Origin of the sequence: Candidatus Nitrosotenuis cloacae, assembly GCF_000955905.1 — an archaeon.
Lineage (GTDB): Archaea > Thermoproteota > Nitrososphaeria > Nitrososphaerales > Nitrosopumilaceae > Nitrosotenuis > Nitrosotenuis cloacae.
In genome coordinates, this window is record NZ_CP011097.1 from 1 (window position 1) to 22,618 (window position 22,618).

General features: G+C 41.4%; 27 protein-coding genes. 16 read left to right on the forward strand and 11 right to left on the reverse strand.

Annotated features, from left to right (window positions below; genetic code table 11):
* Positions 1–144: 144 nt before the first annotated feature.
* The gene (locus SU86_RS00005) at positions 145–1,350 is read left to right on the forward strand and encodes a Cdc6/Cdc18 family protein (RefSeq protein WP_048186631.1); all 1,206 of its coding nucleotides are present in this window, start codon (positions 145–147) and stop codon (positions 1,348–1,350) included.
* On the opposite strand, the gene SU86_RS00010 is transcribed toward SU86_RS00005, so the two are convergent.
* Positions 1,343–2,764, reverse strand: coding sequence for a DNA-directed DNA polymerase II small subunit (locus SU86_RS00010; protein WP_048186633.1), 1,422 nt, complete (start codon positions 2,762–2,764; stop codon positions 1,343–1,345). The two genes, SU86_RS00005 and SU86_RS00010, sit on opposite strands and share 8 nt — an antisense overlap.
* Before the next feature lie 85 nt (positions 2,765–2,849).
* Between SU86_RS00010 and SU86_RS00015 the strand changes: the two genes are divergently transcribed.
* A complete protein-coding gene (locus SU86_RS00015; RefSeq protein WP_048186635.1) occupies positions 2,850–3,407 on the forward strand; it encodes a stage II sporulation protein M in 558 nt (185 codons plus the stop codon).
* Between the two features lie 70 nt (positions 3,408–3,477).
* On the forward strand, positions 3,478–4,365 hold the full coding sequence (locus SU86_RS00020; protein ID WP_048186637.1) for a cupredoxin domain-containing protein: 888 nt from the start codon (positions 3,478–3,480) through the stop codon (positions 4,363–4,365).
* On the opposite strand, the gene SU86_RS00025 is transcribed toward SU86_RS00020, so the two are convergent.
* Positions 4,362–5,060 carry an SAM-dependent methyltransferase gene (locus tag SU86_RS00025; protein ID WP_048186639.1) on the reverse strand — a complete coding sequence of 233 codons (699 nt, stop codon included), beginning with the start codon at positions 5,058–5,060 and terminating at the stop codon, positions 4,362–4,364. The genes SU86_RS00020 and SU86_RS00025 overlap by 4 nt on opposite strands.
* Positions 5,057–5,542 carry a hypothetical protein gene (locus tag SU86_RS00030; RefSeq protein ID WP_048186641.1) on the reverse strand — a complete coding sequence of 162 codons (486 nt, stop codon included), beginning with the start codon at positions 5,540–5,542 and terminating at the stop codon, positions 5,057–5,059. Before SU86_RS00030 ends, SU86_RS00025 begins: the two co-directional genes overlap by 4 nt.
* A gap of 76 nt (positions 5,543–5,618) precedes the next feature.
* Here SU86_RS00030 and SU86_RS00035 point away from each other — a divergent pair, with 76 nt between their 5' ends.
* Positions 5,619–7,160: a peptidylprolyl isomerase gene (locus tag SU86_RS00035; protein WP_236687696.1), complete on the forward strand. Its 1,542-nt coding sequence runs from the start codon at positions 5,619–5,621 to the stop codon at positions 7,158–7,160.
* Here the strand turns inward: SU86_RS00035 and SU86_RS00040 are convergent.
* Positions 7,157–7,573, reverse strand: coding sequence for a DoxX family protein (locus SU86_RS00040; RefSeq protein ID WP_048186642.1), 417 nt, complete (start codon positions 7,571–7,573; stop codon positions 7,157–7,159). The two genes, SU86_RS00035 and SU86_RS00040, sit on opposite strands and share 4 nt — an antisense overlap.
* 57 nt (positions 7,574–7,630) lie before the next feature.
* Between SU86_RS00040 and SU86_RS00045 the strand changes: the two genes are divergently transcribed.
* Positions 7,631–8,473, forward strand: coding sequence for a class I SAM-dependent methyltransferase (locus SU86_RS00045; protein ID WP_236687699.1), 843 nt, complete (start codon positions 7,631–7,633; stop codon positions 8,471–8,473).
* Between the two features lie 188 nt (positions 8,474–8,661).
* Here SU86_RS00045 and SU86_RS00050 read toward each other — a convergent pair whose 3' ends face one another.
* A complete protein-coding gene (locus SU86_RS00050) occupies positions 8,662–9,726 on the reverse strand; it encodes a M24 family metallopeptidase (protein ID WP_048186646.1) in 1,065 nt (354 codons plus the stop codon).
* Positions 9,727–9,800: 74 nt separating this feature from the next.
* Between SU86_RS00050 and SU86_RS00055 the strand changes: the two genes are divergently transcribed.
* The 5 genes from SU86_RS00055 (at position 9,801) to SU86_RS00075 (ending at position 13,423) form a co-directional block, all read left to right on the forward strand.
* The gene (locus SU86_RS00055; RefSeq protein ID WP_048186648.1) at positions 9,801–10,805 is read left to right on the forward strand and encodes a DUF814 domain-containing protein; all 1,005 of its coding nucleotides are present in this window, start codon (positions 9,801–9,803) and stop codon (positions 10,803–10,805) included.
* Between the two features lie 77 nt (positions 10,806–10,882).
* Complete coding sequence (gene sepF, locus SU86_RS00060; protein ID WP_048188951.1) at positions 10,883–11,161, forward strand: cell division protein SepF; 279 nt, start codon at positions 10,883–10,885, stop codon at positions 11,159–11,161.
* Positions 11,162–11,226: 65 nt separating this feature from the next.
* Positions 11,227–12,285: a hypothetical protein gene (locus tag SU86_RS00065; RefSeq protein WP_148550677.1), complete on the forward strand. Its 1,059-nt coding sequence runs from the start codon at positions 11,227–11,229 to the stop codon at positions 12,283–12,285.
* Between the two features lie 38 nt (positions 12,286–12,323).
* Entirely contained in the window at positions 12,324–12,737 is a 414-nt protein-coding gene (locus SU86_RS00070) for an AtaL-like protein (RefSeq protein WP_048186654.1), read from the forward strand.
* Complete coding sequence (locus SU86_RS00075) at positions 12,734–13,423, forward strand: pirin family protein (protein ID WP_048186656.1); 690 nt, start codon at positions 12,734–12,736, stop codon at positions 13,421–13,423. The genes SU86_RS00070 and SU86_RS00075 overlap by 4 nt, the downstream gene beginning before the upstream one ends.
* A gap of 11 nt (positions 13,424–13,434) precedes the next feature.
* Here the strand turns inward: SU86_RS00075 and SU86_RS00080 are convergent, their stop codons facing one another.
* Genes SU86_RS00080 through SU86_RS00090 form a run of 3 tightly spaced genes read right to left on the reverse strand, consistent with a single transcriptional unit; the run spans position 13,435 to position 16,994 of the window.
* A complete protein-coding gene (locus SU86_RS00080; protein ID WP_048186660.1) occupies positions 13,435–14,400 on the reverse strand; it encodes a zinc metalloprotease HtpX in 966 nt (321 codons plus the stop codon).
* Positions 14,401–14,416: 16 nt separating this feature from the next.
* Positions 14,417–16,351: a beta-CASP ribonuclease aCPSF1 gene (locus SU86_RS00085; protein ID WP_048186663.1), complete on the reverse strand. Its 1,935-nt coding sequence runs from the start codon at positions 16,349–16,351 to the stop codon at positions 14,417–14,419.
* 7 nt (positions 16,352–16,358) lie between these two features.
* Positions 16,359–16,994 (reverse strand): proteasome subunit beta, encoded by a 636-nt coding sequence (locus tag SU86_RS00090; protein WP_048188953.1) that lies wholly within the window; start codon positions 16,992–16,994, stop codon positions 16,359–16,361.
* Positions 16,995–17,088: 94 nt separating this feature from the next.
* Between SU86_RS00090 and SU86_RS00095 the strand changes: the two genes are divergently transcribed.
* Positions 17,089–18,135: a sn-glycerol-1-phosphate dehydrogenase gene (locus SU86_RS00095; RefSeq protein WP_048188954.1), complete on the forward strand. Its 1,047-nt coding sequence runs from the start codon at positions 17,089–17,091 to the stop codon at positions 18,133–18,135.
* Between the two features lie 177 nt (positions 18,136–18,312).
* On the opposite strand, the gene SU86_RS09675 is transcribed toward SU86_RS00095, so the two are convergent.
* A complete protein-coding gene (locus tag SU86_RS09675) occupies positions 18,313–18,471 on the reverse strand; it encodes a hypothetical protein (protein ID WP_158507447.1) in 159 nt (52 codons plus the stop codon).
* A 20-nt stretch (positions 18,472–18,491) separates the two neighbouring features.
* Positions 18,492–18,821: a hypothetical protein gene (locus tag SU86_RS00100; protein WP_048186665.1), complete on the reverse strand. Its 330-nt coding sequence runs from the start codon at positions 18,819–18,821 to the stop codon at positions 18,492–18,494.
* A gap of 220 nt (positions 18,822–19,041) precedes the next feature.
* Between SU86_RS00100 and SU86_RS09680 the strand changes: the two genes are divergently transcribed.
* Genes SU86_RS09680 through cysC form a run of 5 tightly spaced genes read left to right on the forward strand, consistent with a single transcriptional unit; the run spans position 19,042 to position 21,807 of the window.
* Positions 19,042–19,194, forward strand: a complete 153-nt coding sequence (locus tag SU86_RS09680; RefSeq protein WP_158507448.1) for a hypothetical protein — start codon at positions 19,042–19,044, stop codon at positions 19,192–19,194.
* An 11-nt stretch (positions 19,195–19,205) separates the two neighbouring features.
* The gene (locus SU86_RS00105) at positions 19,206–20,033 is read left to right on the forward strand and encodes a metallophosphoesterase family protein (RefSeq protein WP_048186667.1); all 828 of its coding nucleotides are present in this window, start codon (positions 19,206–19,208) and stop codon (positions 20,031–20,033) included.
* Between the two features lie 36 nt (positions 20,034–20,069).
* Positions 20,070–20,714: an SDR family NAD(P)-dependent oxidoreductase gene (locus SU86_RS00110; RefSeq protein ID WP_048186670.1), complete on the forward strand. Its 645-nt coding sequence runs from the start codon at positions 20,070–20,072 to the stop codon at positions 20,712–20,714.
* Position 20,715: 1 nt separating this feature from the next.
* Positions 20,716–21,258 carry a hemerythrin domain-containing protein gene (locus SU86_RS00115; RefSeq protein ID WP_048186671.1) on the forward strand — a complete coding sequence of 181 codons (543 nt, stop codon included), beginning with the start codon at positions 20,716–20,718 and terminating at the stop codon, positions 21,256–21,258.
* 36 nt (positions 21,259–21,294) lie between these two features.
* Positions 21,295–21,807 carry an adenylyl-sulfate kinase gene (gene cysC, locus SU86_RS00120; protein ID WP_082096030.1) on the forward strand — a complete coding sequence of 171 codons (513 nt, stop codon included), beginning with the start codon at positions 21,295–21,297 and terminating at the stop codon, positions 21,805–21,807.
* On the opposite strand, the gene SU86_RS00125 is transcribed toward cysC, so the two are convergent.
* The gene (locus SU86_RS00125) at positions 21,804–22,616 is read right to left on the reverse strand and encodes a 3'(2'),5'-bisphosphate nucleotidase CysQ family protein (protein WP_048186673.1); all 813 of its coding nucleotides are present in this window, start codon (positions 22,614–22,616) and stop codon (positions 21,804–21,806) included. The two genes, cysC and SU86_RS00125, sit on opposite strands and share 4 nt — an antisense overlap.
* Positions 22,617–22,618 lie beyond the last annotated feature (2 nt).

Here is a 22,618-nt window from a genome sequence, read left to right on the forward strand (position 1 = left end):
CCACTCTTTTTCTTTCTAAATTTTTTTATGAAAAACAAATTAAAAATAATTAATTACAAACTAAACTCAAACTATCATATTCATTCTAAACACTTCTTATCTAGTCAAAGTTGTTATGGACTGGAAATCGAGGTGTGAGAGTAAATGGTAGATGACCCAGTTGATCGGTTTCTGGATAATGTAGAAAGTGGTAAATCCATAATAAAAAACCGAAGTGTTTTACATTTTTCCTACCTACCTGATATCATCTTACATAGAAATGAAGAACTGGAAAAGGTAACCCAGTCTTTATCGCCTATTTTGAAGCAGTCAAGACCTTCTAATTTGTTGGTGTATGGCAAGCCAGGAACCGGTAAAACTCTGGTGGTCAAAAAAATCCTAAACAAAATACAACAACGAGTTGAAAAGTCGAAATTTCCGATCAAACTGATCTATTCTAATGCCAAGGAAGAGACCACACTCTATGGCTTGCTTGTAAGCATTGGAAGGCAATTGGACTTGGATGAGGACGAATTACCCCCAACAGGCCTTGCTACATCAGAGGTCTTCAAACGACTACTAAAAAGAATAGAGCAAAACCAATACAACATCATTTTGGTTGTAGATGAAATCGACTATCTGGCTCACTTGGTATCAAAGACAGGCAAAGACATCCTATACCAACTGACTAGAGCAAATGAGCGCCTAAAAAAAGGCTCTATGACACTACTTGGCATATCAAACGATCTTACCTTCAAGGAAAGACTAGACCCCAGGGTAATCAGCTCATTATCTGAAGAAGAGATTGTCTTTACCAACTATTCAGTGGATCAGCTAAAAGAGATACTAAGGGACAGAATCAAGGATGCCTTTTTGGAGGGTGTAGTCGAGGACTCGGCGCTAAACCTTTGTGCAGCAATGGCAGGACGCGAGCATGGCGATGCCAGGCGTGCGATCGATTTACTCCGAGTGGCAAGTGAGATAGCGGAACGAGCACAGTCTGATACAGTCAAAGAAGAACACATCCGAACAGCCTCTACAAAAATGGAAGAAGACAAGGAAACAACAGCACTCAGATCCTACCCCTTACACGAAAAACTCCTAATCATTGCGGTAATGAAGGCATCCGGATTATCTACTGGTGAGATCTATTCAGCATACAAAACCCTCTGCAAGGCAATCCGCCAAAAAGAACTCACACAAAGAAGGGTAACACAGATGCTCTCTGAAATTGAAATGTCCGGCATTATTTCCGGCAAGATAATCCACCAAGGAATTCATGGTAGGACAAAAAAATTCACACTAACGATTTCACCTGAAATAGTAAAGGATACGTTTAGCTCAGAAGCTACGCTGGAAGACGTTATTTAGTAAAGTCCTTGGTGTAGACCTTAAAGGTCTTCAAGTTCACCAAGACCGCAACTGCCGGAGTCGGCGTAATTCCAACACCTGACTGGAATGGTGTTTGTGATTGCCATGCACCTGAATTCAAAATTAGGATGTTTTTGTATAGGTCCAAATCCACCACATGGACGTGGCCTGCATGGAAGATATCGGGTACCTCATCAATTACCATATAATCTTCTAGTTCTGGCGCAAGTGGGCTGTTTGCCCCATAAATTGGGCTCAAATGCCTCGCCTTTAGCAAATACTGCATGACCTTTGCAGGCTTGTCGTAGCTGAGTCCAGGCGTGGTCTTGACAATGTCATCCACTGACTGGCCATGGAAAATCAATACCTTGACGCTATTGAGTGATATTATAGCCGGGTTGCCTATCATGAAAAAGTTCTTTCTACCCCATAGGTCTGGGCAGTATTTTGCTGGAATTGCCGGCTGGGGAAGTGCTCTTCTTCCTGGGTCATGGTTGCCGGGTGCGATAAAGACCTTGATGTGCTTTGGTATTTTGTCTAGGATGTCATAGAGCAGCTTTAGCTGGTCTGCCGTGTTTAGTGCAACTAACTCCTTATCCTGATTTGGGTATATTCCAATTCCATCCACCACATCGCCGCCCAAAATGACAAACTTGACCCGCTTTGCTATTGGGTCTGGGCTGGAAAGCCAGGCTATCATGTCTGTGAATTCTTTTTCCATGAAATATTTAGAGCCGGCATGTAGATCCGAGACAAAAACGGCATAGGCCTCAGTCTTTGAGCGGTTTGCGGCATGATCCGGAATGTCCGGCAAAATAATATCTTTAACAATAAAGCCACCGTTTTTACTGGCGACGATTTTCTCCATAACAAACTGGTCCATCAATAATCCGGAGGCGGTCTTTTGTAGCTCCTCATCAATTACAATGGTTTCTATGATTCCTGTTTGGTCGTCCAGTGTTATTTTTGTGACATTCCTGTCGGTTCGCCTGTCTGTGACCAAACCACACACATAGACCTCATCTTTTGATTTGGTGGCAAGCACGGCGGAAACCGTTTTTATCATTTTTGCCTCTGGGCGATTTGACATTATTCGCTTGAGCTTGTTGAATCTGCTTGTAAACAGGGCAGTAAAGCCCTGAACTCCCTCGGCTGATGCGATGTAAGGAGTCGGGTCATAGATGATTTCATGATCATCCTCTATGAATTCGTCCTCTTTTATGCCTAGGAAGGACTCGAGGTCTTTTTGTGAAATCAGGTATAGTTGTTGGCGTTCCTTTTCCTTTACGATTTGCTTTATGATCCTCTCCAACTCCTTTACGTCGATTTGCTCTAGAATTTTTAGCGCATCTGGATGGATCTGAAAGCCCTTGTTAATTACAAAATTTAATGCAGCACCGATATCACTAATCATAAACAAGGTAACATCAGATGACGTTTTAATTAACTCTGCTTCAGATCAACAAACTCTTATTCACCGCCAAAAAACTTGATTCTAAATGAAAAAGCGAATCATACTTTTCTTTGTCTTTTTAGGTGTATTTTCTGCAGCATTTTCGTTAGGAGCGGAGATGCAAGTACCGGAGGAAGAAGCAAAAATCTTCTTGGAGGAATTCAACAAGCTGCTTGAATCACTAAAGGGTGAGAACTTTGGATTTGAGATATTCCTGCATAATACGGAGATCGCACTTGCAATGTTCATTCCTGGGTTTGGAATTGGCTGGGGTATATTTTCTGCAGTCTCTACTGGATTTGCGTTTGCAGCACTTGCTACCACAACACCATTGCTTGGAAACATTCCACCACTGGCGCTGATCTTTGCCACGCCGTTTGGTCTGATGGAGCTTGCGGCATATTCACTTGCAATGTCTAGAAGCTTTATTCTGATAATGGCATTATTCAAAAAATCTCCACTAAAGGAGCAATGGAAGCCGCTAGTAATAGAAATTGGAATTGTGATTGGCTTGTTGCTTTTGGGTGGAATCATTGAGGCCTACATGATAGAGAACTTTGAGGGCGAAGATCTAATACCAAAAATCGAAGATCTCAAGAATTGACTAATTTTTGTGGCTTTGCCAAAAATAATTCAGTAGTAAATTATAAACAAAATCAGGACGTGGCTATACTGTGAAGTATCTAGCATTTTTAGCCGTACTCTTGGGCGTGGTTTTTGCACTAACCATTCATGATGCCGAGGCACAAATTGCCGGAAACAAGGCGTTTACGTTTTCTGGAAGCGGCTTTGCTGTATCTGGCAAGTCAATTTCTGACTCTGTTACAGAAATCACATTTTCCGTAACTCAGACAAAAACAAAATCTGAATTTACTTTACAGGGTGGTGTAATCACAGTTGACCAAAAAGATTGGACCCTGTCTGATTTTTCTGGCTCTATGCTACAAAATGGCAAGCTTTTCAGATTTAATGCCAAGGCAACTGATCCGCAAGGAAAAGAGGCAACAGTATCCGGAATCGCAAAACTAGTAGACAAGACAACAACCGAATCAATCTATACTTTTAGTGGAACTATAACCGATGCAACAAAACAGAAAACAAAACTAGTCTACACCAGCAAGGTCTCTGAATTTTTAGTAAAGCCGGTAGACAAGACAACAAAATCTGATGTCACCATTAAAATCCTAGAAGGAGCAGCAAATCCAGACGCCGTAACATACAAGACACAAATCTCAGGCTTTAGATCAAATTTCCTATCTGAGGATCGAATCACAATTGCACCTGGTGGCACTATAACGTTTGTAAATGAAGATAATGCAGCACACTCCCTTCAAAGCGGAATTCTTGATAATCAAAGCAAACAAATTACAAAAAGCTCGTTTATACCAGATAACAAAATTTCAAGTGGAATCATTGCTCCCGGCAAATCTTGGAGTGTAACATTTGATGAGACAGGCTTTTTCAGATTGTATGATGAAAAATATCAAAAAATCAACATCACAATATTTGTCTTTGATGAGTCAAAAATAGTAAAATTTGGCCAGAATAAACCACGAAACTAGAAGTTGATGTAGGATTCCAGCTTGTGTTGGTTGATTACCATTACTGACAGATCAGAGAATTCTTTTCCTTCCAAGTCCCTGACAAATCCAACAAACTCGGTTTCCTTCTCTGTTGTTAGGAATTCATAGACATGCACTCGTAACTTTGCGGTGTCAAAGCCATTTTTTCTCAGATAATGTGCAATTTCTGATTGCATAAAGTGCTTGCTTGGGTCTCGTGGCCAGGGCCTTGGTACCAAAACGACGGAAAACCCATCCAGAATCGCCTTTTGTAGCTCGAGTTTTTTTTCCTCGATTGGTGTGGTGATGTGCATTGTTATTATCTTGGAGCGATCCAATGGTACCTGTGCCTTGGATGCTGCAACTTGAGTTGCTGAAATTCCAGGAATTATTGAGATTTTACCAAAAATCTCTATCAGTCTGTCTACCACTTCGGACTCTGAAAAATTAACATCACCAGTAAATGGAACAACTAGTTTTTTTTGACCAAGTGTCTTTGCTACTTTTTGATATGCTTCCTCTTGATTTTTCATTGTGATTTCATGTACTTCCTTTCCATCTAGTAATGACTCGATTGTTTGCAAGGTGTACTTGTAGCCAATCACCACATCGCAATTCAACACTACCTCTTTGACTAGTTCTGTGACGTATTTTGGTGAACCCGGGCCTACACCAACCGCATAGACATTACTCATGATTCCACCCTGGACTTGATGTATTGTACAACCGGCGTCCAATTCACTCGCAGAAAACTCATTGGAGCCTTTGCGGGATAGGTAACCCAGTCCTTTACTATGGAGAGATGGAATTTTCTTTCTTTTTCACCATCACGCAGCTTCAAAAACAGAATTGTCCCCCATGCTTTTTCTTCCATACCTACCTCAATTACATCAGACATGGCATATCTTGGGTTTTTTTCATTTTCCAGATCTGCAGTGAGATTTTTCTCACCATACCCATCGTGAGTTAGAATGGTGTTTTCCGGATCTTTAATCAAATATACAATCTGTCTTTGAACGGTTGATTTCCACCACTGGCTCTTTGCTTCAGTCTTTGATACAAAGTACAATCCCTTGTCGGTGACAAAAAACATACACTCTTTGCTTTTTGTAAATAATTTTTTTTCTTCCAGCCATACTGAAAGCAGATGAGTCTTTATTTTCTCATCAGAATCCATATGATTTTCAAACTAGGGCGACTTGTTAAAAACCAATGCCATTAGCTTTTATTTGAGATGGCAAAAATGTCACATATTGCAATATTCGGTTGTTGTTTCTGTTGTGGTTGGTTTGCTTTTGGCAGGTCTAATACCAGTATTTGCGGAAACAGAGATCTCTGATAAAGTAGTTGTACTAACTACACAATCAGGCGAAATAGTAATAGAATTATTCCCAGCAGATGCGCCAAGAACAGTAGAGAACTTTCTAAATCTGACTGGGCAGAAATTTTATGACAGAACTGTATTTCATAGAGTAATCAAGGATTTCATGATTCAGGGTGGTGACCCAAAGACAAAGCCAGGTGGATACCAAAAGCTCACTGAGTGGGGAACGGGCGATGCTGGCTATACCATTCCTGGCGAATTCAATACTATTTCTCACAAGAGAGGAATAGTATCAATGGCGCGGGGCGGTGATCCAGATAGTGGAAGCTCACAGTTTTTCATAGTTCACAAGGACACACCTGCACTAGACCAAAGTTATGCAGTGTTTGGCAGAATTACAACTCAGACAAGCTATGACACTTTGGACAAAATAGCAAACTTGGAAAATCCAGGTGAGCCAACAAACAACATCCCATATGATTGGGGCAAAGGCGAGATCCTCAAGGCCGAAGTAAAGAACCGATCAGACATTACAGATCTGCTAGAACAAGGCGAGCCTGAGCGAGTTGCACCAAAAACTACCGAGACCGTCCCATACTCTAATGACAAGCTAGGATTTTCATTTGTACCACCAGCAGGATGGTTTACACAAGAGCCACCAAAGCGAAACCCCGAAACACCAGACGTGGTAGCTGTTGGTGATAAAATTGGTGGATTCACACCGGCAATCTCGGTTTCTGTCAAACCAACAAACGGGACTACACTAGATGATTATTCTGAAAAAATTAAGCAAACACTAAAACCAGCAATAGACTCCGGTGTTCTCACCATATTGGATGAGCAAAAAACAATGATTAAAGGCAATGATGGCTACATACGTGAAGCATTAGGCAAATTCAACACTACATCTGGCCAGATCAAAGTAAAGTTCAAGGAAGTTGTGATGCATTCTGGCGACAAATTCTATATCATAACCTACACAAACAGCGAGAACAATTTTGATGCTACAATACCCAAATTTAATGCAGCACTTGAATCGTTTAGTACAACTGCACTACCAACAGATGATAGTAAGAAAGATGTACCAAAACTCCCGGGACAGTGCGCAATTGCAACTGCAGCATTTGGCACGGAGCTTGCCCCACAAGTCCAAATCTTGAGGGAAATCCGAGCCAGTACCCTATTTGGTACTGGCTCTGGCACTGTATTCATGGCTGGCTTTAACGAATTTTACTATACATTCAGCCCTACAATAGCTGATTTAGAAAGACAAAACCCAATCTTCAAGGAAATGGTAAAAGTAACCATAACACCTATGCTTTCTACTCTGTCAATTCTGAATCATGTCAATATTGATTCCGAGCAGGAAATGTTAGGATATGGAATCGGAATCATTCTATTGAATATAGGGATGTATTTTGTCATTCCAGCAATAATCATAGTAAAAATAAAAAATAGATTTTGGAGCTAGTGCAAAAATCTCGGAATTTTTTTTGCTATATGAGCAATAGAGATTCTGCCTGGGCCCATGGTTATGATGCACAGGTTTGCTGCAAGCAAGATCAGATCAAGCTCGTATGAGCCTTGGCCAGTGAGGTTTTCTGCTTTTTTGACGTGAAATATCGCGCCAAGCATTATGATTGATAATATTGAAGCAGAGATTCGATTCAAAACTCCAATGATTAGCAAAATTCCACCAATACTTTCAGCAAGAGCAATCGGCATTACCATTTCTGCTGGCATCCCAAGGCTTCCCAAAAAGCCGCCAAAGCCTGGATTTGCAGTCTTGCCGACTCCATGCACTAGAAAGATGACACCAACAGCTAGTCTGAGACCTAGATGTGTGATGTCGTTTATCTTTCCCTCTTTGATGTTAGCTTCCATTGTTGTTCAGGCCGTTGACGATATAATAAAAGGTACTACCAAATTACTATTGAGAACTTGGTTAGCTCATCACCCATAGAATACAAAAAGAGAATGATCAAAACATGGAATGAAATCGCACCTCGTTATCATAAGAGATGGGCAGGCAAAAGCATAGGACCGTTCCAGAGCACACAAAAACTAGTAAAGATGGCAAAGCTTCGCCGTGGCAATTTGGTGCTTGATTTGGCGTGCGGGACAGGCGCAGTAACCAAAGAGATCACATCAAAAATTGGAAGATTTGGGCATGTAATAGGCGCAGATAGCTCTCAAACAGCGCTGTCCATAGCAAAAAGATCAATCAAGGCAAAAAACGTAGACTTTGCCATACTTGACGCAGAAAACTTTGCGTTTAATCAGAAATTTGATGTCATAACATGTCAGTATGCATTGTTCTTTTTTCCAAATGCTGCCAAGGCATTATCTAACATAAAAAAATCACTTAGAAAAAACGGTACACTAATCGTTGCAACTCATGGTGCTGGTAGTACGGTCCCATATTTTTCCAGTATCTTGGATTCTGTGCAGAAATTCATCCCGGATTATATTTCGTCTGGAGCGCCAGATCTGGATAGGTTTGGAACCAAGGCAGGCCTCAAAAAGGCAATTACAAAGGCCGGCTTTTCACACATTACAATACAAGAGTACAAGTTCTGGTATTCACCTGGTACATTTTCAAAATATTGGTCTGACTATCTCAAATACTTGGCAAAGCCACTAAAAGAAAAGCTGGACAAGCTCACACCAAAACAAAAAGAAGAACTAAAACAAGCAATCAAGCAAAAAACCATTCCTTATACCAAAAATAATACAATCAAGTTTCCCTGGAAAATACTAATCCTGTCTGCAAAAAACTCTTAACAAAAATTGTTGGGCCGTTTCCAATTTTTTTATTGGAAGCACATACCCAACAAAATGACTCCACGTAATCATACTATACTAATATCGTAATTAGACGCGTGTATGTCTAAAATGATCATCCCACTCATGATCCTATCCACATGATTTGTGAGGAAAAACTGGATAAAAAATACAATTTTAGGCACTAATCACAGAATGATCAGTTCTTTGGTGAAACGGTGCATGTTGATTGGTTTTACTCTCACTATAACTGAATCTTCGATTCGCACGCCAAATTTACCTGGAATATAGATTCCTGGCTCTACAGTGATTGCCATATTTTTTTGCAGAATGGTTGTACTCTTTTGTGATATTGTGGGAAATTCGTGGACCTCAAGGCCGATTCCATGTCCTGTCGAATGGATGAAAAATTTTCCGTAATTTTTTTGGTTGATATGATCTCTACATGCATCATCCACACTCTTGCATGAAACATTTGGCTTGATAGCTGCCAGTCCATTTTTTTGTGATTCCTTGACTATTTCATAGACTTCTTTTGCCTGGTCTGATACTTTTTCCAAACCAAAGGTTCTGGTCGCATCACTGACATAGCACTTGTAGCGCAATGTGAGATCTACTACGATAAGATCACCACTTGCAAATTTTCGATTTGTTACCTGTGCGTGTGGCAATGCGCCGTTTGGCCCACCGGCAATTATCAGAGGATTCAAAGTGGAGCGATAACCCGTAGCAAACATTTCCTGCTCCATTGCAAACGCCATTAGCTTTGATTGCAGCTCGGACTCGCGCACACCTTTAGCAATTTTTTTTGTGCACAACTCGTACATCTCATCTAGGATTTTTGATGCTTTTTTGAGAATCGTAATTTCAGACTCGTCCTTTATTTCACGAGCGCGATAGAAAGGATCCGTTGAATGTTTTATGGTTGGGATAGATTTTTTGAGTGACTCCATTGTGTTGTAATTTTGGCAGTCGGTGCAGACCTTTTTACCCCTAAGCATCATCACAAGGCTGGACAACAATCCGACTCCTCTCTCTGATGTTACCACATCACAATCAATCGCATCATCTTTTGCTCTACCTGCCTCTAGCTCTGGCGCAATTATTGTGGTCTTGCCGTTTTTTTCCAAGACACCGATTGCCTCACCCCAAAACCCAGTCAGATAAAACAGGTTTTCTGGCTCAAAGCACACCAGCGTGTCACAGTCGATTTTTTGTGCATGCTTTAGTAGCGTTTTTCGGCGCTGCTTCATGCGTGTTTTGCCATATCCTAGTGAATTAATCTTTGTTGGAACATTTGTATACTGGAAAACGAAATTTTGTCTAGTTGGAAGAAAAGAAAAAAGTTGTTGCACTGTTATCTGGTGGATTAGACAGTCAGCTAGCTGTCAAGATGATGCAAAAACAAGGCTTTGAAGTATCTGCTGTTGCCATCAAGACTCCATTTTGTGATTTTGATTGCGGCCGTGGTTGTGGTTTTGAAATAAGAGAAAGAGCAGACGCACTAAATGTTAATCTAAAAACAGTTTACCTCGGTGATGAATACATCGAGATGCTAAAGAATCCAAAATATGGGTTTGGCTCTGGCATGAATCCATGCATTGACTGCCGATCCATGATGTTCAAGGCTGCAAAAAAACACATGGACGAGATCGGAGCTGAATTTATCATATCTGGTGAAGTATTGGGCCAAAGGCCAATGAGTCAGCACGGACCAGCACTGAGAACAATAGAAAAGGAATCAGGCCTTGAAGGATACATCGTCCGACCACTATCTGCTGCATTACTGCCAAAGACCATTCCAGAAGAGACTGGTCTCATAAAACGCGAAGATTTGGGAAAGATTCGCGGACGCACTCGACGAATGCAGCTTGATATGGCAAAGGAATTTGGAATTGAAAACCCGCCAAACGCTGGAGGTGGATGCCTTCTGACTGATCCTGCGTTTGGACTGCGAGCTAAAGACTTGTTTGCACATGTAGAGACTCCAACAGTAAATGACATTGATCTTCTAAAGATTGGCAGACATTTTAGACTAGATAACAAAACAAAACTAATTGTTGGAAGAAACAAAGATGAAAATGATGTCATAAAGGCATTGGCTCTACCAAATGATTTACTGTTCACTGCAAAGGATCACATGGGCCCAGTCTCTATGCTTCGCGGAGAAAATCTACAAGACCACAAATCACTCTGTGCATCCGTAACACTGCGATACTCTGATGCACCAAAAGAAACAGACCAAACAGTAATCATTCAACATGGTGAGCAAAACTTGGAAATATCTGCAAAGAGTGCTGCCGAGTCTGATTACATCCACTTTAGGGTTTAGGAACAAAACTGGACGTTTGTGCGTAATTTTTTGCGAAAGACTTTTTGAGGGAGTATTTACGAATCATAATAACCACAATGCAAAAAACCGAAAGCCCGACTTATCTTAAGGCAATCACAATTCGTGATCAGAGCGACATTCACTCCATCAAAGATGACATGAAAAAAAACATGATCCTAATTTTGCGAGTAACACCACTGGCGCAAAAAGATGTCGAGCAGCTACGCAAGCTAGTCGAAGAACTATATGCACAGGCAAAAAACTTTAATGCAGACATTGCAAGACTTGGCGAAGAGCGAATCATTGTTACACCTCCTGGCGTAAAAATCTGGAAGCCGGAATACGATCTGAAATAATATTAAAACTGCGCGGATAATTTCTACGTCCTCTTAATATCGATTAACCCGAGAAAATTTTGTAATTGCATAAAATTCATCTGGGAATGTTTGCAGTTATTCTGTCAGTAGCTGTGCCGTTTGCATTTGCAGAATCTGATCACGCCAAAACAATCACAGAGTGTGAGGCCATCTATCCCGAGCTTGAAACACTTGGCAAGGCCAAATTCTTGCAGAGATATGCACATCATCCAGACATTCGAAGCTGTCTTACCTTGTATAATGACATCACATGGTTCTCAGAGGGCTCTGATCGCACAGATCGGCTGATCGCGTTACTGGGTGAGCCGATCGTAAAAAAGCCAGTTCGCGATCGCTTTGAGCAGACCTCAAACATTCCATCTTGGATAAAAGATGACGCAACACGCTGGCAGCAAGGAAAAGAGCGTGACAACATATTCTCATATGGAATAAGATTTTTGATAAACTCTAAAATGATCGACGCACCGATCGGACTATCCGATCAACCTAGATGCATGTCTGATCAGATCTGTGTTTCAAAAAATCATTACATCAAATATTCAATCAAGGACACTACAAGCCAGGATGTCACAAACCTAACCCATACGTTTGGCACGCCGGGAAACACAATTGCGATCAGCTCTACTGAAATAACAAAAAAGGACAAAAGACAAGACAACTTTCACATTGATTCGGATGGGCTCATAGACCACACCAAGCAATACTATTCGTTTGTGCACAAAACTTCAATCAAAATAGGCACTACAATCGACTCGAAATATCCGATTACGACCACAGGTGAGGTGATATTCCCATTCAAGAACCAGCAGCGAGATGCTATGATTGCCTGGGACAAGACCAAACAATACCAAGAAGTAATTGACAAAAACACTGGAATTGTATTGTTTGCCAAATATAACGACCGAATTAAAAAGACGGAATGGAGCGCTGAGCTTACCGATACCAATGCATTTTCTGAGGAAATCCAAATTCAATATAACGGAATGAGAATTCCTTCATGGTTCAAAAACCCAGTAAAATGGTGGACTGAAGGAAGGATTTCGGATTCAGAGTACATTAGTAGCATCAATTATCTGCTAAAAAACAACATAATGCAGATCTAGGTTTTTAATATTAAATACAAAATCAGACTATCAAATTTGTGGTCATATCACATTCTGAGAAGATCAATTGTTCCGAACAAAAACTGTGGGCCTTGCTACTAGACAAAGCAAAGCACCCAGAAAAAACCATAAAGCAAGTCACAGAATCCACAATCATACAAAAATACACTGATGGCTATCTAAGGGAAATGACCGCGGTTGGAATGAACATCAAGGAAAGAATCACTATTAATGAAAAATCTCGCGAGATCAAATTTACATTAGTAGATAATACGGAATTTGATGGTTATTTCCTAAACAAAATAGAAGGAAAGGACTGTGAGCTAGTCCTGACATATTTGCAGGACTGGACACCAAAAGACAAAAACGCAAAAAAAGATTTTGATTTACAGTTTTTATCAGTGATAAAAAATGCTGTTCTTGCAATGAAAAAACTGGCGGAGGCACAATGATCAAAATCGTTTCGAATGATCAAAATTTTAAAACAGAAATTGATTGGCTGATTAGCTATCACCATTTTTCATTTGGTGAGCACTATCACCCAGACAAAACAAACTTTGGGCCACTGCGGGTCTTCAATGATGATATCATACATCCAGGTATGGGATTTGGATTTCATCAACACAAAGACATGGAGATCATCACCTATGTCACACAGGGAACACTTGAGCACAAGGACAGCCTTGGGAACACTGGAACAATTGAGGCTGGTAACATCCAAAGAATGTCTGCGGGAATAGGTGTGTTTCACTCTGAATACAACCACTCAAAAGACAAACCTCTGAAACTTTTGCAAATCTGGATCACACCTGATACAAAAAATCTCAAGCCGTCATGGGAACAAAAGACTTTTCTGGAAAAAGACAGACTGGATAATTTTTTTCAAGTAATTGGGCCTGCTAATCATGCACTAAAGATTCATCAAGATGCAGAATTTTATATCTCAAAGCTGACAAAGAAAACAAAATACCAAATCAAGCAAGGCAGGCAATACTATCTCTTTGTTATTACTGGTAACATTACACTAAACAACATCCTAATGAAGGAAAAAGACTCGGCAGAAATAACCAATGAGACAGAACTAGATGTACAATCTGATAGTGCGGAAATAATTCTAATTGATCTGCCGCAAAGCTAATTCATTTAGAATCAGGTTTTTTCTGATTTGTCCAGTTCCTTGTCTAGCTCGTAGAGCTTTGCAATTCTTTTGTATGTAAGTGGATGTGTTCTGAACAGCTCGCCAAACTTGGAGAACGAGTTTCTTCGCTCCCAGTCCATCGCATCTTGGACCTCTTTTTCTGAAATGTGCAAGTCCAAATAATATGATGCAAATCTGGATACCTCAAGGCTAGATGCAACAGGATCCACTGCGTAAAATGCTCGCAGCGAAGAATTTTGCATGTTTTGTTTTTGTATGCTCAATCCGTACGTTATTTTTGCCAAAGCACTTGCTAAATGTGTGGGCTTGATTTGCTGTCCTGCGAATCTGTCTGCATAAAATTCCCTGAGTCTTGAGAAATGCAACACCATGAGATTTGTAATAAAGTACACCACAAATGCGCCAATTCCTATCATTGCTGCACCACCTACCTGATTCCTGTGTGATCTGCCAGAAAACATCGTCGACATGGCAATGTAATATGCAATTGTTGGCACAACAGAGACTATTGTCATTACAAGCATGTCATGGTGCTTGATGTGACCTATCTCGTGCGCAATTACTCCCTTTACCTCGTCCTGTGTTAGGTTGTTTAGCAGCCCCTGTGTTAGTGCAAGCGTTGCAGAATTGCTTGTTCTGCCAAAGACAAATGCATTTGGCATGCCATTGTTTGCAATTGTTATCTGTGGAACCTTTACGTTGTTTTTGGCGCAGATCTCCCTGACTGTTTGCTCAACCCATGGGAGCTCACCCGGGCTCAGCGTCCTCAGGTTTGTACTCCATCGGATTATTTTTGGACCGATTAACCATTGGATCAATCCCATAAAAATTCCCATTCCAGCCATTCCAAAAACTCCCACATTCAGATAAGCCCCAATTGCTGCCATGAACGCAAAGAGTAATCCAAACACCAACATCATGGTGAGGCTCATTGATGCAACTAGTTTTGCCGACATTTTTTGAATATAATATCTAGAACAGCCTGATTGCTTCCTGCACCTGTGGATAGTGGGCCGGAACTCGGAATTGTCTGCGAATATTCATTGCAAGGCTTTCACACTTTCTTCGCTCACCGTGATTCACCAAGACTCGTCGAAGCTTTGGTCTTAGCTTGTGCACAAATGACATTAACTGATTGAAATCGCTGTGGCCGGAAAATCCATCAAGCTTTATCATGGAGCAGTTTACGTTTACCACCTCTACTTTGCCGTCTTTTCCTAGCAAGGAGACCTGCTTTGAGCCATCAAGGACCCGTCTTCCTAGAGTGCCATTGACCTGATATGAGACAAAGATTATCTTGTTTTTGTTTCCTGGAGCAATGTTTCTGAAATACTCCAAGACTGGGCCGCCCTCTAGCATACCAGAGGTTGCCAAAATTATACATGGTGTGTTGTCTCGCAGAGGTTCTTCTCTTGCATCAGAGTGCTCGATGTTTGTGAAATATTCAGAGTCAAATGGATTATCATCAGTTTCCAGGATTTTCTGGCGTAATTCGCGCGCCAAATATTCAGGATAGGCTTCATGTATTGCAGTAGCCTCGGAAATCATTCCCTCTGTAAATACTGGTGCTTCGACCATCTGGCCTGCCTTCATGTAGTGATCAATTACCATCAGTATTTCCTGGGCACGACCCACTGCCGGAATTGGAATCAAGACCTTTCCGCCATCAACTAGTGTGTTGTTTACTGCATTGATGAATGCAGACTCTACTTCTTGTCTTGTTGGCTGGATGTCCTCTCTTGCGCCATATGTGCTCTCTATGAGTAAGGTTTCAACTCGAGGATAGTTCCATGATGCACTATCAAATAGAATGCTCTTGCCAAATTTGATATCGCCAGTGTATACAAAATTATGATCACCATTACCAATGTGAAAGTGACATGTCGCAGAACCAAGAATGTGGCCTGCATTTGAAAATACCAACTTGATGTCTGGTGCAATGTCAGTTACTGTTCCATATGGAATGGTTATGGTTTGTCGCATGATCTGTTTTACATCGCGCTCTGCGTACAGTGGCGCTCGTCCTTGCGCAGCTGCTACTCGTATTGCATCTAGTTGAATTAGATTCATCATTGGTAGGGTTGGCTCTGTGCAATAGATTGGGCCCTTGTAGCCATACTTGCATAATACCGGCAAGAATCCGGTATGATCCAAGTGTGCATGGCCTATTACAATTGCATCCAGCTCATCTAGTGTTATGTTTGCCCAATCCAATCTTGGAAATGCCTCAGATGGAGATCGTGCGCCTGGGTTTACACCACAATCAATTAGGATCTTGCTTTCTGGTGTGGTAAGTATCATGCTGGACCTGCCTACTTGGCCAAATCCGCCAAGTGTCATCAAAGAAACCTCAGATCTTTGGGCTAGTCTTGGCCTGAAAATGCTCTCGCCTATTTGCTTGAGCTGCTTTGAGCGCTCTGATGATGATAATTTGAGATTATAGTTGATTTGCTGAATGGTGCTGGATTGGATGATAGTTGCCTTTCTAATTCGAATTCTCCAACCCATCTGCTCAGTTAGTTTTGCTGAATTAAACTCGGGATTGTTCTGGAGTAGCCAAGGTCGCTTTACCTCTACAGAGACCTCACCTGTTGCCGTATCAAAATATGTGCCTCCCAGTTCTGCTTCCTTTGGTAGTGCCTCTGCAATTATTTTTCTGGCGTCATCTTCGTTTTTGCGAATCGACTCTTCTGTTCTGACTACGATTCTTTTTTTGATCACATTTACCAGATCTGAGACTATCTGGTTGTTTTCCATCAGAAATGATGGTGATCTCGTGTATAGTGCAATTCGTGGGCCCTCATAGTCGATTTTGCTTACTTGGGCCTCTTTTGGAATACTTTGCAGTATTGTTGCCATTACACTTTGGGCTGTAGATGAATCCTTTTCCTGTTGTCTTTTTTGCATTAAATCACTACAAAGCAATGATGGCTTTCTTCTGCTCTTTGCTCAAGAGTCGAAAACCCTCTTTATCTATAATTGCAACATTGATTCCGTCGCCGGTTCCAATGTTTCTAACTATTGCTGCCTTTACAGCACGCAATGCGATTACCTTGGCCTCTTCTACTTTGAGGTTGTCTCGGTATTCGTCTTCTAGGGTACCATATGCTACTGGTGAGCCGCTTCCCGTCGTGACATATTTTTTCTCTTCGACTGAGCCAAACACATCTACGTTTACTAGTTGTGGACCTTGTTTGTCGTATCCGCCAAGCAAAATGTCTGCAATGAATGGATAGCCTCTGTTTTGATGAAACATCAATGAACATAGTCTTGCTAGAGATTTGATTGGAATGTCTTCATTTTTTTGCACTCGGTGAATGCTTGCGTGATATCTTAGAACGTCTGTGATGTTTTGTGCATCTGCTACTCCGCCTGCCAGAGTAAGGCCTGCATGTCGAGCCAGCTGTTGAATCTTCATTGTGTTGTTGTTTGCAATGAAATAGCCTGCGCTTGCACGCATGTCTGCGCACAATACGACACCGTCGCTTGCCTTAATCCCTACTGTGGTTGTTCCATGTAGAATTTTGTCTTCTACGCTATTAGCTGACACAGAAAATACTCCTAGATGATCAGAAATGATCCTGACCCTTTTAAATAACTTTGGGGGGCCAAATTGATATTTGGTAGGCTCAAGCAAAGACGTAATGCGTAATTCTCCATCTCATACAATGGAGCTTCCGCGCCTGATAGTAGTAGGAGAAAAAAATATTGGGGGCTTTGGCAAGTTTTTGCAAAATCTGGGCCCGACAAAAAAGGTCTCTATCATTGCGGGCAATCACGTTCAAAAAATCATCAGGGTAAAAATCTCAAAGTCTTTGTCTGATTCCAAAATCAAGGCAGTCTGGCACAGCCCAAAGACAAACGACGAAAAATCAATTGGTATGGTAGAATCCCAAGTAAGAAAGGACAGATCAGACCTCATAGTTGGGATTGGTGGGGGCAGATCAGTTGATGTCGCAAAAATGATCTCGTATAATTTAGACAAACCCTTTGTCAGTGTTCCAACAGCTGCATCGCATGATGGAATTGCAAGCCCCTTTGTGTCTGTAAAAGGGGAAAAGCCACACTCGCTGGTTGCAACTGCACCGCTTGGTGTGTTTGTAGACATTGATGTGATAAAAAGAGCACCAAAGAAGCTTTTGGCTTCTGGGTGTGGTGATCTGGTTGCCAAAATAACTGCAGTAAAGGACTGGCAGCTTGGACGAGATAATACCGGCGAATATTACGGACGCTACTCATCAAACTTGGCATCAATGAGTGCCAAGATCTTACTAGAAGCAACTGAGAAGAAAAAAAGACCAGACATTCGTGAAATCGTAGAGGCACTGATCAGTGCAGGTGTTGCATCATGCATTGCAGGAAGTAGCAGACCATGCTCTGGCTCTGAGCACTTGTTTTCTCATGCGTTGGACAAGCTAGCGCCAGGAATAGGATTGCATGGGGAGAAATGTGGAATTGGTGCAATCCTGATGGCAAAGCTTCAGGGACAGGACTGGAAAAAGATAGCAAATACGCTCAAAAATGCAGGTGCACCAACCACTGCAAAGCAGATCGGCCTCAAAAAACAAGTTGTTGTAGAAGCACTAGTAATAGCGCAATCATTGCGACCTGAGCGATATACCATTCTAAAGCAGATCAAGATGACCCACAAAAAAGCATTAGAGCTTGCAAAAAGTACGAATGTAATTTAGCAAAAACCTAACTTTTGGATTCGTAGAATTTATCCATACAAATTCTACGTTCGCATTAAATACAAAATTGTCACCATATTCATCATGACAACAACTGCATGGAAGTGTTTCCGGTGCGATCTAACATTCAAAGAGGAGTCATTAGCAGATCTACACCAAAACATTTGCAACCATCAATCACGTGAGATTCGCGTGGCAGTAGCTTAATACCGCAAAGCGAATTAGTGAGGAAATCTCCAAGCCAGATACATGAGTTGCAAAAATATCCCCGCAGGTTGTTTTCATGATTCTAAGCTCCACGACAATTCCGGCAAGTGTCTTGTCAAGGGCTGTCATTGTGTTTCCTTTACAAAATCCTAGAATGGTGATGTGCTGTTTGTGATTAGTGTGGCTGCCTGTGCTAGTACATTTAGGAATGCCTCGCCAAACAAAAGATTCACAATTCTGTCTGAGAATTTGTCCAAAACATGTGCAGTAGCATCAGTTAACACAACGCTTTCCACAATGTCAAATGTTTTGTTTAGTGCCTGATCGGCAACTATTGTGGAATCTACTCCTTGGTCTAGCTGTGATACCAAATCCGGAATAAAGCCGTGAATCTCCTGAGGTACACTACCTTGCAGTATCGCAGTAGCGCCAGACTCTGTTTGTCCCCTTATTGCATCCCTTACAACATCCTCAAACATTACGAGCAAACACGACCTACTTAGTCTTTAACCTGTGCGTACTTGGTTTATTAACCAATAAGGACCGCTCTGGCACAACACAAAATCACATCATTCCAATGTGGAAAATTTGGACAATGTGCCTAGTAAGCTCAAACTGAGCTGATTGTTGACAAACACGCTAGTACAAATTATTAGTAAGGGTTTAAGACTAAAATTGTAAAAGGAGTTCGGTGAAAAAATGAGTCAAACATTAACAAATCTGTACAGCTCGATGCTAAAGACGTTAATCGACAGACGAGCGGAGCTTGTGGCTGAAATTGAGGATCTCAATAACCAAATAGTAGATCTAAAACAAGAAGCCAAAGAAAGCGGAATCAATCTAGCAAACTAAAGTCCATCACAATGGATCTAGTATTTTCTGATATTCATGCAGACATTGAGGGACTGGAAACAATTCTGGAAGTAGCACTTTCCTCAGACTTTGCAGACAAGTATGGCAAGGTTTCCAGAATAATCAATCTTGGAGATCTGATGGAGCGCGGCACAAGCCCAAGACAGGTCCTGCAAAAAATGAGTGAACTATCAAAATCCTACCCAATGATATCTGTGATGGGAAACCACGATGAAAGTGTCATGTACAAAAAATTCTTCTCTGGCAGCTCTTTTTCCAGCATTAAAGAGCATGACATGCTAACAAGCCAGGACACGGAATTCTTTAGGCAAAACAAGGACGGAACATTTGGCGACCAGTTTGTCATAGATAAAAAAGACAGACTTTTCTGTGTTCACGGGGGTCCAGTGGATCCGCAAAAAATCACAAAAAATGGTGACGATCCGTGGCTGTACCAGCGAACTTGGCAAAGATTATCAGAAGAGGATTTCGAGTTTTTCAGCTATTCTGGATATCACTACAAGGCAGAATCGGCATTTAGTGAGGGCAAGGCACATCTTGATAATTTTGTAATTTTGTGCGGCCACCAACACATGGAGGCTGCCATCAAGCAGGACGGTGATCAAATCACGAATCTTTGGACATTTGGATATGAAACGGAAAAAATATCAAAATATGATCTAAAAAAACATGAGTTTCCAATCGAGAAAAACTACAACTACATCATACGGGTAGGACTTGGCGGCCCGCAAGGATACTATGGCGGAGGATTTGCCAGACCTCACTTTGGAATCATACAGGACGATCCAAAAAAGATAGTTCTTTTTGAGCTGGAATAGGCACTAGCTTAAAATCAATTATCATTCTATTTTGGTATGATGAAGGCACTTGTCCTTGGCGGATCTAAGGGAATTGGAAAGGCAATTGCAGACTCACTATCGTCCATTGGGTGTGATGTTGTGGCAACATCACGCAAAGAAATCGACACTGCAAATCTGAGCAGCGTCAAAAAATTCATCAAAAAACACAAGCAGACGGACATTTTGATTTTGAACACGGGTGGCCCACCACCAAAGACCTTTTCAGAAGTAACTGAGAAAGAGTGGCAAAAATATCACAACCAGCTTTTCCTGGGATTTTGTCTTTTGCTTCAAAAGCTAAAGGTGCAAGATGGTGGCTATGTCTTTGTGATTACATCTGGTGTTATCAAAGAGCCAAACCCAAGACTGGTCATTTCCAGTGCATATAGGCTGGCATTTACTGCAGTATTCAAGCTTGCAAGCAAGGAGCTTGCCGCAAGAAAGGTAAGCTGTGTGAATATAGCTCCAGGACTTATCAACACGGATAGAGTAAAGGATCTTGGCAATGCATCGGAGATGGCAAAAAACATTCCAATGAAAAGACTTGGCGAGCCGCGCGAGATTGGAGATTTCATCAAAAGTATAGTGCAAAACAAAATCAAGTATTTGTCTGGCGTGACCATTCCATTTGATGGCGCAAACTCTAATTTTGTAGTATGACATGAGCGCAACCGATCTTCTAAGACAGGATCATCTCAAAATAAAGAGACTGGAAAAAGTAATCGTAAAGTGCTACCAGCAACTCTACGCAGGAAAAAATATTCCCTTATCTGATATTGAGAAAATCAATTTCGTCATTGCCGAGTTTTTGGATTCTATTCATTATTCCAGAGAGGAGGACTCGTATTTTGCATGCGTTGCAAGCTATGACTCCCTCAGAGATGAAATTAGAAAATTTATGATAGAGCACGAGTTCTCAAGAAGAATTGCAAAAAACATCAACAAACACCTCCAAGAATGGAAGGACGGCAAGAACTCGCGCGAGCCAGTTGCCAGATTCCTCAGAACTTATTCAATATACTTGGATGATCACCTAAAAAAAGAGGACGAGTTTTTCAACAAGGCCGAAGCAGAGATCATATCAAAAGAAGAAGAGCAGGCAATGTATGAGCAGTTCCAATCGGTAATGGCAGTGTCTACTAAAATGCAGACCATCCTTGAGCAAATTGATTATTTAGAAAAACAAGACTGGTTTGTGTCGTAAAGTCTTTAAGAGCTACAAAAGGCAGGCAATCTGAAAATGGCATTTGTAGTATGGATGACAGGACTCCCCTGCTCTGGAAAAACAACCATTGTACGCGCAATGCAGAAAATTGTTCCAAATCTAGCCATACTAGATGGGGATGAGCTAAGAGAATGGTTATCACCAAAGGACTTTTCCAAGGAAGGCCGAGTAGAGCACAACAAAAAGGTCGCTCACCTAGCTAAACTATTGCTAAAACATAACGTTCCAGTCGGAGTATCACTGGTTTCCCCATTCATTGAGAATCGATCCGATGCAAGAAAAATAGTAGCAGATGATTCCAGGTTCTTTGAGGTTTATGTAAAATGCTCGCTGGATGAGTGCGAAACCAGAGACGTCAAAGGAATGTACAAAAAAGCGCGAGCAAACGAAATCAAACAATTCACCGGAATCTCAGACCCATACGAGGCACCAGAAAACCCAAACTTTGTGGTAGAAACCGACAAGGAAACACTGGACGAATCAGTGCAAAAACTGCTCAATTTCCTAAAATCAAAAAACGTAGCCTAACTACAAAATCTTCGTATAATTTCCTCATGGACCAGCCCGTTTGTCACAACTAGGCCGTTTTCATGGTTTACCTTTTCTGTGTTGTATAGGACCTCTTTTCCCATGGTATCTGTGATCTTTCCACCAGACTCTGTTATCAGACAGTGAGAGGCGCACGTATCCCATTGTTTTATTTTGTTTGATGTGGTGAGGTATAGGTCTGCCATGCCTTGGCAAATCTCTGCTACTTTTAGTGAGCTGCCCCGGCTCTCAAAGCTTGCAACGCCAAGTTTTTTGAAAAAATCCTTTTCCTGCTCTGTTAGGTGGAATCTGCTGCCAACTGCCTTGCATTGGGTAATGTCTTTTGTCTGACTTACCTGTAGTCTTGACCATTTGTTGTTTTCAAGCTTGTATGCTCCGGCCCCTTTTTGCGCCAAAAATATTGTATTTGTTGTTGGTCGACTAATTGCACCAATTATTGGAATCTTGTTTTGGACTAGAGCTATCATTATTGTAAATTCACCAGTTCTGTTTACAAAATCGCTTGTGCCATCAAGCGGGTCAATAATCCAGATCTTTTCCTGGTGTAGCCTTGCCATGTCGTCTGCGTCTTCCTCCGATAATACATGTAATCCAGACGATGATAATGCCCTCTTTATGATCTCGTTGCTTTGTAGGTCCGCCTTTGTTATTGGAGAATCATCTTCCTTTAGCTGAGATGTAAATTCCTCATTATACACCTCCATTACGGCCAGGCTTGCCTTTTTTGCAGCATCCAGCGCAGCAAAGGCTTCGCTGAGTGGGTTTGAGAATGGTAGATTTTCAGACATGG

What these genes read in the sequence shown, in the direction of transcription:
- SU86_RS09680 (WP_158507448.1), top strand. Translation starts at nt 19,042, where the DNA reads ATGAGTCAAACATTAACAAATCTGTACAGCTCGATGCTAAAGACGTTA.
- SU86_RS00125 (WP_048186673.1), bottom strand. Translation starts at nt 22,616, where the DNA reads ATGTCTGAAAATCTACCATTCTCAAACCCACTCAGCGAAGCCTTTGCT.
- SU86_RS00040 (WP_048186642.1), bottom strand. Translation starts at nt 7,573, where the DNA reads ATGGAAGCTAACATCAAAGAGGGAAAGATAAACGACATCACACATCTA.
- SU86_RS00085 (WP_048186663.1), bottom strand. Translation starts at nt 16,351, where the DNA reads ATGCAAAAAAGACAACAGGAAAAGGATTCATCTACAGCCCAAAGTGTA.
- SU86_RS00005 (WP_048186631.1), top strand. Translation starts at nt 145, where the DNA reads ATGGTAGATGACCCAGTTGATCGGTTTCTGGATAATGTAGAAAGTGGT.
- SU86_RS00100 (WP_048186665.1), bottom strand. Translation starts at nt 18,821, where the DNA reads ATGTTTGAGGATGTTGTAAGGGATGCAATAAGGGGACAAACAGAGTCT.
- SU86_RS00110 (WP_048186670.1), top strand. Translation starts at nt 20,070, where the DNA reads ATGATGAAGGCACTTGTCCTTGGCGGATCTAAGGGAATTGGAAAGGCA.
- SU86_RS09675 (WP_158507447.1), bottom strand. Translation starts at nt 18,471, where the DNA reads ATGACAGCCCTTGACAAGACACTTGCCGGAATTGTCGTGGAGCTTAGA.
- SU86_RS00075 (WP_048186656.1), top strand. Translation starts at nt 12,734, where the DNA reads ATGATCAAAATCGTTTCGAATGATCAAAATTTTAAAACAGAAATTGAT.
- SU86_RS00030 (WP_048186641.1), bottom strand. Translation starts at nt 5,542, where the DNA reads ATGGATTCTGATGAGAAAATAAAGACTCATCTGCTTTCAGTATGGCTG.
- SU86_RS00015 (WP_048186635.1), top strand. Translation starts at nt 2,850, where the DNA reads ATGAAAAAGCGAATCATACTTTTCTTTGTCTTTTTAGGTGTATTTTCT.
- SU86_RS00115 (WP_048186671.1), top strand. Translation starts at nt 20,716, where the DNA reads ATGAGCGCAACCGATCTTCTAAGACAGGATCATCTCAAAATAAAGAGA.
- cysC (WP_082096030.1), top strand. Translation starts at nt 21,295, where the DNA reads ATGGCATTTGTAGTATGGATGACAGGACTCCCCTGCTCTGGAAAAACA.
- SU86_RS00105 (WP_048186667.1), top strand. Translation starts at nt 19,206, where the DNA reads ATGGATCTAGTATTTTCTGATATTCATGCAGACATTGAGGGACTGGAA.
- SU86_RS00095 (WP_048188954.1), top strand. Translation starts at nt 17,089, where the DNA reads ATGCGTAATTCTCCATCTCATACAATGGAGCTTCCGCGCCTGATAGTA.
- SU86_RS00025 (WP_048186639.1), bottom strand. Translation starts at nt 5,060, where the DNA reads ATGAGTAATGTCTATGCGGTTGGTGTAGGCCCGGGTTCACCAAAATAC.
- SU86_RS00080 (WP_048186660.1), bottom strand. Translation starts at nt 14,400, where the DNA reads ATGTCGGCAAAACTAGTTGCATCAATGAGCCTCACCATGATGTTGGTG.
- SU86_RS00050 (WP_048186646.1), bottom strand. Translation starts at nt 9,726, where the DNA reads ATGAAGCAGCGCCGAAAAACGCTACTAAAGCATGCACAAAAAATCGAC.
- sepF (WP_048188951.1), top strand. Translation starts at nt 10,883, where the DNA reads ATGCAAAAAACCGAAAGCCCGACTTATCTTAAGGCAATCACAATTCGT.
- SU86_RS00010 (WP_048186633.1), bottom strand. Translation starts at nt 2,764, where the DNA reads ATGATTAGTGATATCGGTGCTGCATTAAATTTTGTAATTAACAAGGGC.